The sequence below is a fragment of the Chelatococcus sambhunathii genome, assembly GCF_001418005.1.
Classification (GTDB): domain Bacteria; phylum Pseudomonadota; class Alphaproteobacteria; order Rhizobiales; family Beijerinckiaceae; genus Chelatococcus_A; species Chelatococcus_A sambhunathii.
This window is the reverse complement of sequence record NZ_LIOL01000023.1, coordinates 1-11,567: the sequence shown is the minus strand read 5'-3', so window position 1 is coordinate 11,567 and position 11,567 is coordinate 1. Positions and strand designations below refer to the sequence as shown.

Genomic DNA, 11,567 nt, shown 5'->3' with positions numbered 1-11,567 from the left:
CTCGCGAGTGCCAAAGACCTGATCGGGCATCTCGCGCCGGGCTCAATGCTGCTGGCCGACAAGGGATACGACGCCAACGACCTGCGCGCTGCCGTCGCCGAGCGGAACGCATGGGCGAACATCCCGCCCAAGCGCAACCGCAAGGACCCGATCTGCTTCTCCAGGCACCTCTACAAGGCGCGCAACCTCGTCGAGCGCTTCTTCAACAAGATCAAACACTTCCGCCGTATCGCCACCCGCTTCGACAAGACGGCGGAAAACTTCCTCGCCGCCGTGAAGCTCGCGTCCATCCGCATCTGGCTACGCGGTTATGAGTCTACGGCCTAATAAATGCGCCAATGTTGGACGCATCTTAGGGAAATAGAAGAGGAGCGGGGGGATCAGAATGAAGGCGTTTGAATTTGACCATCATCTCGTCGATTCCTATGCCCGTTTCTCGCGGTCATTCAGCACTATTCGATCCGATGATCTGAAGTCGGAAATCGATCGGCAGTACGATGCCGGGCGCTTCTGGCCAGGCGCGCTTCTGTCTCTCAACCCTCGATATCTTCAGGGGCCGACAATCGACGATCTGGTCGCCTCGGGCGATCTCGACGAAGCGACTGGCAAAATATTCCGGTTCGGGTCGACGCCTCTGCGGTTCCATCGTCACCAGGGGCAGGCTATCGCCAAGGCGCGGGCGGGCCAGAGTTATGTGGTCACCACGGGAACCGGATCGGGCAAATCGCTTTGCTTTTTCGTTCCCGTGGTGGACGCAATTGTTCGCGCACGGAAGGCGGGCAAGGGGCGTAGAACCAGCGCCATTATCGTCTATCCGATGAACGCTCTGGCGAACAGCCAGATCAACGAGATCGAGAAGTTCATATCCCAATCCGACCTGCCAGCAGAGATCAGACCGGTGGTGCGACGTTACACTGGCCAGGAGAGTCAGGAGGAGCGGCAGCGGATCGCAGACAACCCGCCGGATATTCTACTCACCAACTTCATGATGGCCGAACTGCTCCTAACCCGGCAAGACGGCCTCGACACCAAAGTTATAGAAAATGCGAGCGGTTTGAGGTTTGTCGTTCTCGACGAGCTGCACACGTATCGGGGCCGCCAGGGCGCCGACGTCGCCATCCTCGTCCGCCGCCTTCGCAATCGCTGCACGCCAGACGAGATTCCGATCTGCATCGGAACATCGGCCACGATGGCGAGCGAAGGGTCTGATGCCAATCGCGCGCAAGCCGTAGCGAGCGTTGCATCGCGTCTTTTCGGGGTGTCCATAGGACCGGAAGCGGTCATCGACGAGTCGCTTGAACGGGCAACGGATGACCGATTGAAGCTTGATGATGTGCGGCCGAAGCTCGCGTCTGTCCTGACATCTGCGCTCCCAGACGTGTTGACCGATGAGGTCCTGAGGGAGCATCCCTTGGCGGTCTGGACCGAATTGGCAATCGGGCTGGACGACGCGCAGGAGCTCAAGCGGAAGAAGCCCATTCCGTTTGAAGAGGCCGTGGGGCTGCTATCAAAGGATAGCGGCGTCGATCCCGAAACCTGTCGAAGTAGCCTCGAGACATTTCTAACCCGCGTCAGCCTGCCGGAAACAGAGCGAGGCGGCTCTGGGACAGGTGCATTCCTGGCATTCAAGCTTCACCAATTTATCTCGGGCGCAGGCGAGGTCTTCACCACACTGACCGAGAAGCCCCGGAAAGTTCTGTTCGAAGGTCAGCTCGAAGACCCTAGCGCGCCAGGCCATCGCCTCTATCCAACCCGTTTCTGCCGGGAGTGCGGACATGAGGTCCATGTGGTCGTCAAAACAGAGGACGCCGAGGGTACGCTGTTCTTGCCAAGGAATATAGACGATGCGCCGCTGGACGATCAGGAGGGTGATGCTGCAGGTTATCTAACCCCCACAGGCGACGGTGACCCCGATTACCTGTTTACGGGTGATATCGAATCTTATCCCGAGGATTGGCGCGAGGAGCGTAACGGCGTCGAACGACTCCGCGCGAACCGGAAACGACGAGTGCCCGAGATGGTCACCGTTTCGCCCGACGGCCGCCTCGGTTCACCGGGCAAGAGCTTCTGGTTCATACCCGGCAAGTTTGGGTTCTGCCCATGCTGCCTTGACCAACCGCACCCAAGCATGCGGGAGCGCACCAAGCTTGCGGGGCTGTCGGGCGAGGGCCGTAGTTCAGCCACGACGCTCCTTGTCGCAACCGCCCTCGAATGGATGAACAGGTCCGACAGCGGCGTTCCCAAGGAAAAGCGCAAGCTTCTCGGATTTACCGACAATCGTCAGGACGCCGCTCTTCAAGCAGGGCACTTCAACGATTTTCTATTCGTCAGCCTGCTGCGCGGTGCGATCCTGCGAGCCGTCCTGGACGTCGGCGACGATGGCCTGACCGAGGATGAGTTTGGTCTGCGGATCGTGAGGGCGCTCGGTTTCACCGCCGCTAACCGAGATGCGCGCGTCCACTGGATGCTGGATCCCGAGGCGGGGGCCGTGGTCCGCGAGGACGCCCAGCGCTCCCTCCAAAAAGTTCTAGCCCATCGGCTTTGGACGGACCTGCGCCGGGGATGGCGCTACACCAACCCGAGCCTGTCCGTTCTCAAACTCATCGACGTCGAATTCATCGGCCTCGATGACATCGCTGAAGACACCGAGCGCCTGGCCGCCATCCGGCCGGAATTCGGCGCGCTCGATGCCACTGCGCGCAGGGTCATGTTGAAGAAACTCCTTGGCGCCATGCTCGAAGGCTTGGCCGTCGGAACAGAAGCGCTCGATCCGACCGTTCTCGAAGGAGTCGCCCAGAAGTCCCGCAATCTGCTGCGCGCCCCATGGGCTATCGACATCAAAGAGACGCCCCGAAGCCGAACGACGCTGTTCCTGCAAGCCCCAGGCAAGGATCAAGTAAGCCTGCGGGAGGAGCAGACGATCGTCCGTGCCGGCCACAATTCCCGCATCGGACGCCTGATCAATCGCAAAAGCGTCATTGGGACTAAGCTCGGCAAGACTGACTACTTGACCGCCATAACCGGCCTGATGGACCTCCTTGTGCGCGAGGGAATGGTGTCGCGTGTCGAGTTGGAGGAGGATCTGCAAGGCTGGCGTCTATCGCCGTCAGCTGTCCGTGTCGTGCCCGGCGAAGCCATTCGACGCGGCGCGGCGCAGGCCAACCGTTACTTTCATGATCTCTACAATGAGATTGCTGCCGACCTGAAGGCTGGCCAGAGCAACTTCTGGGGTCTCGAAGGTCGTGAACACACGGCCCAAGTGACCCAAAGACAACGCGAATGGCGCGAGTGGCGCTTTCGGTTCGAGAAGGAGGATCGGGACAATCTCGCGAGAAGCGCCGCCGACCTCAAGGCCGCTGGCGAGTCGGAGCAGTTTCTGCCCGCCCTGTTTTGCTCGCCGACGATGGAACTCGGCGTCGACATCTCGGCGCTCAATGCTGTCTATCTGCGAAATGTGCCGCCGACGCCAGCCAACTACGTCCAGCGCGCTGGCCGCGCGGGTCGTTCGGGGCAGGCCGCCGTCATCGCGACCTATTGCGCCGCCCAATCACCTCATGACCAATACTTCTTCGAAAGGCGCAACGAGATGGTGGCGGGCGTCGTTCGTCCGCCGGCCCTCGACATCACCAATGAAGAGCTCGTGCGTTCGCATCTGCACGCCGTTTGGCTTGCCGAGGCGAAGCTAGCCCTGTCTCCAGACATCCCCGAAATTCTCGACCTGACCCAAACGGGGTACCCGCTGAAGCAGGAGATCCACGACGTCATCGACCGGCCTGAATTGGCGATAACTGCGCACGCTCCGATGAAGCGCGTTCTCGAGCAGATTCTCGCTTCAGTGGAGGGCCGCATGCCCGTGTGGATGAGCGATCCGAATGAGTTCGTTTCCTCCGTCGCGCTGCGCGCGCCACAGGAATTCGATCGCGCCTTCGATCGGTGGCGGGAGCTTTACAACTCCGCCCGGACGCAGCTCATCGAAGCCAATGCTCGCTCCGAGATCACAGGTCTCTCGGCGGCGGACCGTCGTCGCATCAAGGCCTCTCAGATGCAGGCCAGCGACCAAATCGCCATTCTCGAACAGGGCAAAGCCTCGAACGGGTCGGACTTCTACTCTTACCGTTATCTAGCGACGGAAGGGTTCCTGCCTGGCTACAATTTTCCCCGACTGCCGCTCTACGCGTTCATTCCTGGCGAGGGAAAGACCGGCTCCTTTCTTCAGCGCGCTCGCTTCCTGGCCATCTCGGAGTTCGGGCCGCGCAGTCTGATCTATCATGAAGGCCGCGCCTACCGGGTCATGAAGGCGAAGCTGCCGCCAGAAGTGCGAACGGGCGATGGCGCGGAGCTCGCTACCCGAGACATCTACATTTGCTCGAACTGCGGCGCTTGCCATGACGGTGAGGTCGAGCGCTGCCATGCTTGCAACAGCCCGATGGCCGGCGAGACGCCCGTGCAGCGGACGCTTCGGATCGACAACGTCGAGGCTGCGCCGGCCGAGCGCATCACTGCGAACGACGAAGAGCGCGTCCGGCAAGGCTTCGACATTCAGACTGTCTTTTCCTGGCCGAAACGCGACGGCCGAGTACAGATTACAGAGGCCGATTTCCGCTGCGAGGACGCCTCAATCTTCAACCTGCAATATGCCAACAGCGCCGAGATCAGCCGGATCAACAAGGGGCTGAAGCGACGGGCCAATCAGACCGTCTTCGGCTTCTACATCGATCCGCGCAGCGGCTACTGGGCCAAGTCCGACGACGAGGAGCCCGACGTCGATGTGCCGCCCGATGTCGTGAAGCCGGTTCGGATCGTCCCTATCGTTCGTGATCACAAAAACGCGCTGCTCTTCCGGTTCAACGATCCGACGGCCTATGCGCCCGAGACGGTTGTCACCGTGCAGCACGCCTTGATGAGAGGCATTGAGGTCGTCTTCCAGCTGGAAGAAGGCGAGGTCCTCGGTGAGCCATTGCCTGCCCGCGATAACCGTCGCGCCATCCTCGCCTATGAAGCCACGGAAGGCGGCGCCGGAGTGTTGAGCCGTCTCATCGAGGATCCGCAGGCGCTGGGCAAGGTGGCCCGAGAAGTGCTGACCCTGATGCATTTCGACAGAGTCGATGAAGCGATCGCGGCAGGCGATGCCAAGCTGCTCATCAGCCGCGACGGGGAGGCATGCGTCCGGGGGTGCTATCGTTGCCTGCTCTCCTACTTCAACCAGCCCGATCACGAGCTGATCGACCGTACGAGGGACGAAGCAAAACAGCTGCTGATTGATCTGGCGCGGGGGCAGGTGGTGCTTGCCGCGTCGGCCAGCCCGTTGGGCGAAAGCGCGGAATGGGAGCGTGCCTTCAAGGATGCAGGACTCCCAGCTCCCGATGCGTCCGTCATCACCTTCTCCGGTCAGACGATCAGGTTCGCGTGGCGCAGCCACTACATCGCTGCCTGCGTCTCTCCTCTGACCGAGGCAGCGCGCCAGGAAGCTGAGTCCAAGGGCTGGACGCTGTTCGAGTTGCCGGAATCGATTGCCGCGGGTTTGCCCGACGCCATGATCGCGATGTTTGGGGGAACATCCCTATGACGGTGAATTTCGCCCCAGGAGATCTGGTCCGCGCCCGCGGGCGCGAGTGGGTCGCGTTGCCGTCGCCGCAGGACGGCATTCTGGCGCTTCGCCCGCTCTCGGGCAGTGAGAACGATACGGTGATCCTCGACCCGAAGCTCGAGATTCTTTCTGTAGAGCCTGCCCGTTTCGATCTACCTGCCGACGCTGCGGCGACCGTTCAGGCGAAGGCGGCGCTGCTCGCGGATGCGATGCGGCTGACACTGCGACGTGGGGCCGGGCCTTTCCGGTCCGCCGCGCAACTCGCCTTCGAGCCCCGGACCTATCAGCTCGTGCCCCTGCTGATGGCCCTTCGTCTGCCGGTGCCGCGCCTGCTCGTCGCGGACGATGTCGGCATCGGTAAAACGATCGAAGCTGGCCTGATTTTGCGCGAGTTGATGGATCGGGGCGAGGTGGACGCCTTCTCGGTGCTTTGCCCACCGCATCTTGTCGAGCAGTGGGTCGGAGAGCTGAAGGCGCGCTTCGGGATCGACGCCGTCGCTGTCACGTCGGGCACCGCGAGCCGATTGGAGCGCAGCCTGCCGCTCGCCCAGACCCTGTTTGATGCCTGTCCCTTCACGGTTGTCAGCCTCGACTACATCAAGGCAGAGAAGCGCCGCGAAGGTTTTGCGCGCGCCTGTCCGGACTTCGTGATCGTCGATGAGGCGCATGCGTGCGTCGGCACGCACCAGGGACGGCAGCAGCGTTTCGAACTTCTGTCGGGGCTCGCCCGAGATCCAGAGCGGCGGATGGTTCTTCTGACGGCAACGCCGCATTCCGGAGATGAAGACGCCTTCGCGCGCTTGCTCTCCCTGATCGAGCCGTCATTCGCGTCGATGGACTTCGATGACGCTCGCTACCGTGAGCGCCTGGCGCGACACTTCGTGCAGCGACGCCGGATCGATCTCATCTCGGGGGATTGGGATGAAGATCGTGCCTTCCCGAAGCATGAGACAACGGAATTCGCCTATCGCCTCACCGAGGCGCATCGCAGGTTTCAGGAGGCTGTGCTCGATTACTGCCTCAGCATCGTCTCCCGGGCGGGATCGGGGCAACGAGAGCGACGCTTGGCCTTCTGGGGCACGTTGGCCCTGATGCGCTGTGTCGGTTCGTCGCCGGCTGCAGCGCTGAGCGCCCTGCGGAACCGCATGGCGACCGAAAGCGATCGGCTCGAACCGCAAATCTACGATGAGGACAGCGACGACGAGGACGCCGTCGATCTTGAGCCGGGCACGGCATTTGACGTCGATCCGGAGCTTCTCGCTCTGGTCAAGGAGGCCGAGGCCCTGATCGGAAAACCCGACCCGAAGCTAGCCGCCTTGGTCGATGCGCTGACACCCCTCATCAAGAAGGGAGCAAATCCTGTCGTCTTCTGCCGCTTTCTGGCAACGGCCGAGCATGTCCGCGAGGCCTTGCGCAAGGCCTTCCCGAAACTGGTCATCGAATCTGTGACCGGCGTTCTTACGCCCGACGAGCGCCGCGATCGTGTCGCCGATATGGCGATTGCGGACGACGAAAAGCCGGTCCAGCGCATTCTCGTCGCCACGGATTGCCTGTCGGAAGGCATCAACCTTCAGCAGCTCTTCGACACGGTCGTCCATTACGATCTGTCCTGGAATCCAACCCGGCACCAGCAGCGCGAGGGGCGAGTGGATCGCTTCGGTCAGCCGGCGGAACTCGTCCGCTCGATCATGATGTTCTCGCCCGACAGCGCCATCGACGGCGCGGTGCTCGAGGTCATTCTCCGCAAGGCCGAGGAAATCCGAAAGGCGACTGGCGTCACCGTACCTCTCCCTGAAGAACGGGGGCCGGTGACGGATGCGCTGATGGCTTCGATGATGCTGCGTCGCGGCGTGTCCCGCCAGCTCACGCTCGATCTTCGGCTCGATGACGGGGCCAAGGTTATGGAGACGCGCTGGCGCGACGCCGCCGAAAACGAAAAGAAATCCCGCGCGCGTTTTGCGCAGAATGCGATGAAGCCGCAGGAAGTCGCCCCGGAATGGGAGAAGGTCCGCACGCTCCTCGGCTCACCCGCAGAGGCGCGGCTTTTCGTCGAGCGCGCGATGGCGCGTTTCGGCGTGCCCCTGGAGACTCGGAAAGCCGTGCTTCTGGCCCATGTTGACGCCCTTGATGCCGGACTGCGCGAGCGCTTGAAGGAGCATGATCTCACCGGATCGGTGCGGCTGGCGACGGCCGAACCCGCGCCAGCGGGCGCCGCTTTGCTCACCAGGACGCATCCCCTGACGGCCACGCTGGCCGAAGCGCTGGTCGAGGCATCGCTCGATCCGGAGGCGCTGTCCGGGCTCGGCATCGGCCGGGTCGGCGCCTGGCCGACGGCCGCGGTTCAGCAACTGACTCGCCTTGCACTCCTGCGTATCCGGTTCAAACTGACCGTCCATGCCCGCAAAGAGCGGCTGCTGCTGGCAGAGGAAGCGGCCCTTATCGCGATCCAGAGTGGTCGGATTGTTGCGGCTGGAGAAACGGCCCGGCAGTGGCTCAACACACCCGCCACGTCCGATCTCGCGCCCGTCGCACGAGACAGGTTTGTCGCGAAGGCGAAGGAGGACTTGGCCGACTTGCTCGGCGGTCCGATTGCCGACTACGTCCGGTCGCGCGCGCAAGAGCTCATGGAAGACCATGCCCGCCTCCGCGCCGCGTCGGGGTCTGCCTCGCGCGTCACCGTGGAGGCCGTGCTCCCGCCGGATGTGATTGGCCTCTTCGTGCTGATCCCGGGGGAGGCCTGAGCCATGGCCCGCAAGCCCGTCACCGATATGTCGGCCTGGCCCTCGCTCACGCTGGAGGGCAACCTCATTGCTCCGGCGATGGTCGCCAGCATCGACCGCCGGCAAGCTTCCGAGCAGACGGAGGAGGACTACCGGATCCGCAAAGGCCTGACGATCCGCGAGGAGATATCGACGGCCTTCCGTGTCGGCCAGTCCCATTTCGATGCGTTCGCGAAACTTCAGAATCCCTCGGTGGAGGCCACGCGGCGCTTCGTGCGGGCCTTCCTTGCGGAAACCTTCGGCTTCGATGATCTCACTCCGGCTGACGGCGTGATCTCGTTCCTAGCCGGTGGCCGGGTCCCCATCGTTGTCGTGCCGCCCTCGGAAGAGAGGCTCGATCGTCGCAGCCCGACGCTGTCGACCGATCGTTCGCGATCTCCGGCATTCGCGCTTCAGGACTATCTCAACGACAGCGATGACGTGCTCTGGGGACTGGTCACAAACGGGGCCGTCCTCCGCCTCATGCGTGACAACGCCTCGCTGACCCGTCCCGCCCACATCGAGGCCGACCTTGTCGCTATCTTCACCAACGAGGATGCCGCCTCCTTCGCGGTCCTCTGGTCGCTGATCCACCGAACCCGGTTCGGCATCGCTGGCACGCCCGTCACCGATTGCGCGCTCGAACGCTGGCGTGAGGCGGGCTCTCGCGAGGGCGAGGCGGCTCGCGACCGGCTGGCGGCTCAAGTCGAAACCGCGCTCAAGGTGCTCGGCTCGGGTTTCCTCGAGGCCAACCCCGAGCTCGCCGCGCGCCTGAAATCCGGCGAGGTCAATCTGATCGAGTGGTTCAACGAGCTTCTGCGCCTCGTCTACCGACTCATCTTCCTGATGGTGGCCGAGGATCGGGATTTGCTGCACCCCCCCATCGAGGAAGATGATCAGCAGCGCGCAAAGAAGCTCGCTGCTCGCAAGCTCTACGCGGAGGGCTACAGCCTCGCCGCGCTGCGGGCGCAAGCGGTACGCGCAGCCACATGGGACAAGCACCACGACCGCTACGAGGGCATCAAGGTGGTCTTCCGCGGCCTTGCGCGCGGGCAGGAGGCGTTGGGGCTTCCTGCACTCGGCGGGCTCTTCAACGCTGACCAACTGCCGCATCTCGAAACCGCGCGCCTGCGCAACCGCGCCTTCATGCAGGCGGTTTACCGCCTTGCCTGGCTTTCCGACAGAACCGGCATGGTGCCGGTGAACTGGCGCGCAATGGAAACAGAGGAGCTGGGTTCGGTCTACGAGTCCTTGCTCGAGCTTCAGCCACAGCTCGGCGACGACGGCAGGACGCTCCTGTTCGCGTCGGAGGCTGCCGAGCAACGGGGCAATCAGCGTAAGACGACCGGCTCCTACTACACGCCGGACAGCCTGGTTCAGCTCCTGCTCGACAGCACGCTCGATCCGGTTCTCGACGAGAGAGAGGCCCAAGCCGCCGATCCAGCCGAAGAGCTCCTGAAGCTCACCGTCATCGATCCTGCCTGCGGCTCGGGGCATTTCCTGCTTGCAGCCGCGCGGCGCATCGCCACCCGCGTCGCCCGCCATCGCGCCGGTGGCATCCCTTCGGCATCCGACTTCCGCCATGCGCTGCGCGAAGTCGCTTGTCGCTGCCTCTATGGTGTGGACCGCAACCCAATGGCGGTCGAGCTGACCAAGGTTGCGCTCTGGATCGAGGCGCTAGAGCCGGGCCGACCGCTCGCCTTCTTCGATGCGCAGATCCGCTGCGGTGACAGCCTGATCGGCGTGTTCGACCGCGCAATGTTGCGGGAAGGGTTGCCTGACGAGGCCTACAAGGCGCTGACCGGTGACGACAGGGAACTCTCCCGTCGCTATGCTCGCCTCAACAGGGAGCAGCGCGATCGGGCGAAGGGTCATCCGCTGCTGTTCAGGAATTGGTCGCCGCCCGAAGTCCTGGCCGAGCGCGATCACAAGCTCAAGGAGATCGCGCAGGACGATCTGACGAGCGTGGAGGCAAAGGCGCGCGGCTTCTACGCGATGCGCTCGTCCGATGATTGGCAGCGCCTCAAGACAGCGAGCGACCTCTATATCTCGGCTAATTTTTATATGGCCGCGTTCTTCACCCCGAAAGCGGGCGGCGCGGCAAACACCGATGCCATGCCGCTCACGGAGCATGTGTGGCAGGCGGCAGGCGGCCAGGCGCCGGCCGAACATCTGCGCCAGGGCGCGATGCTGACGTCCCAGAAAGTGGGCGCCTTTCATTGGTTCATCGAATTTCCCGAGATCATGGAGCGTGATGGCGGCTTCGATGTCGTCATCGGCAATCCGCCTTGGGAGCGCATCAAGCTCCAAGAGCAGGAGTTCTTTGCCGCGCGCTCACCTGCCATCGCCAGCGCGCCGAACAAGGTTGAGCGCCAGAAGCTGATCGATGCTCTGGAGAAGGCCGACCCGGAGAGCGCGGACGGGCGCCTGTGGCGAGATTTTGTCTTCACCAAGCGCACGGCGGAGGCTGCGAGCGAATTTGCTCGCTCATCAGGCCGCTATCCGCTAACCGGGCGAGGTGATGTCAATACTTACGCACTCTTTACCGAACTGTTCTCGCGCTTGGCCGGAGCGCATGGTCGGGCCGGTATCATCGTTCCTAGCGGTATCGCCACTGACGCTACTACTGCAACGTTCTTCTCCTCACTGGTGGATCAGCGGCGGCTAGTAAGTCTTCACGATTTCCAGACGGGGCTCGGCTTCTTTGACAGGATCGGACACGCTCGGTTTAAATTCGCGCTTGTGACGTTGGCGGCACCAGGAACGGGGCCAACGAAAGCCGCTTTCAGTTTCTTTTCCCGCACTATCGAGGAATTTGCAGACACCAGAAGACACTTTGATCTGTCTCCGTCAGAGATCGCCACAATTAATCCAAATACCAGGACAGCGCCTGTGACCTGACCCCCTGTTTTTCCTCCACTTGCGAGTAGAGTCCGGCCCAGCAGAGGGACGGATTGGATGAAGCGGAAGCGGTTTTCGGACGAGCAGATCATTGGCATTTTGAAGGAGGCCGATGCGGGGGCGGTGGTGCTGGATCTGTGCCGCAAGCACGGGATGTCGAGCGCGACTTTCTATGCGTGGAAGGCCAAGTATGGCGGGCTGGAGCTGAGCGAGGCGAAACGTCTGCGCGCGCTCGAGGACGAGAATGCCAGGCTGAAGCGGCTGCTGGCGGATGCGATGCTCGACAATGCGGGGTTGAAAGACCTGCTGGGAAAAAAGTG

At 62.7% G+C, this 11,567-nt stretch carries 5 protein-coding genes; all 5 read left to right on the top strand.

Annotation, left to right across the window (positions count from 1 at the left end; all coding sequences use genetic code 11):
* A partial coding sequence (locus tag ASC46_RS20395; RefSeq protein ID WP_072249655.1) for an IS5/IS1182 family transposase occupies positions 1–327 on the top strand: 327 nt, incomplete at its 5' end.
* Positions 328–385: 58 nt separating this feature from the next.
* Entirely contained in the window at positions 386–5,566 is a 5,181-nt protein-coding gene (locus ASC46_RS20390; RefSeq protein WP_055461115.1) for a DEAD/DEAH box helicase, read from the top strand.
* The gene (locus ASC46_RS20385; protein WP_055461114.1) at positions 5,563–8,328 is read left to right on the top strand and encodes a DEAD/DEAH box helicase; all 2,766 of its coding nucleotides are present in this window, start codon (positions 5,563–5,565) and stop codon (positions 8,326–8,328) included. The genes ASC46_RS20390 and ASC46_RS20385 overlap by 4 nt, the downstream gene beginning before the upstream one ends.
* 3 nt (positions 8,329–8,331) lie before the next feature.
* Positions 8,332–11,247: an Eco57I restriction-modification methylase domain-containing protein gene (locus tag ASC46_RS20380; RefSeq protein WP_082464930.1), complete on the top strand. Its 2,916-nt coding sequence runs from the start codon at positions 8,332–8,334 to the stop codon at positions 11,245–11,247.
* A gap of 57 nt (positions 11,248–11,304) precedes the next feature.
* On the top strand, positions 11,305–11,567 hold a 263-nt coding region (locus tag ASC46_RS20375), incomplete at its 3' end, for a transposase (RefSeq protein ID WP_055461113.1).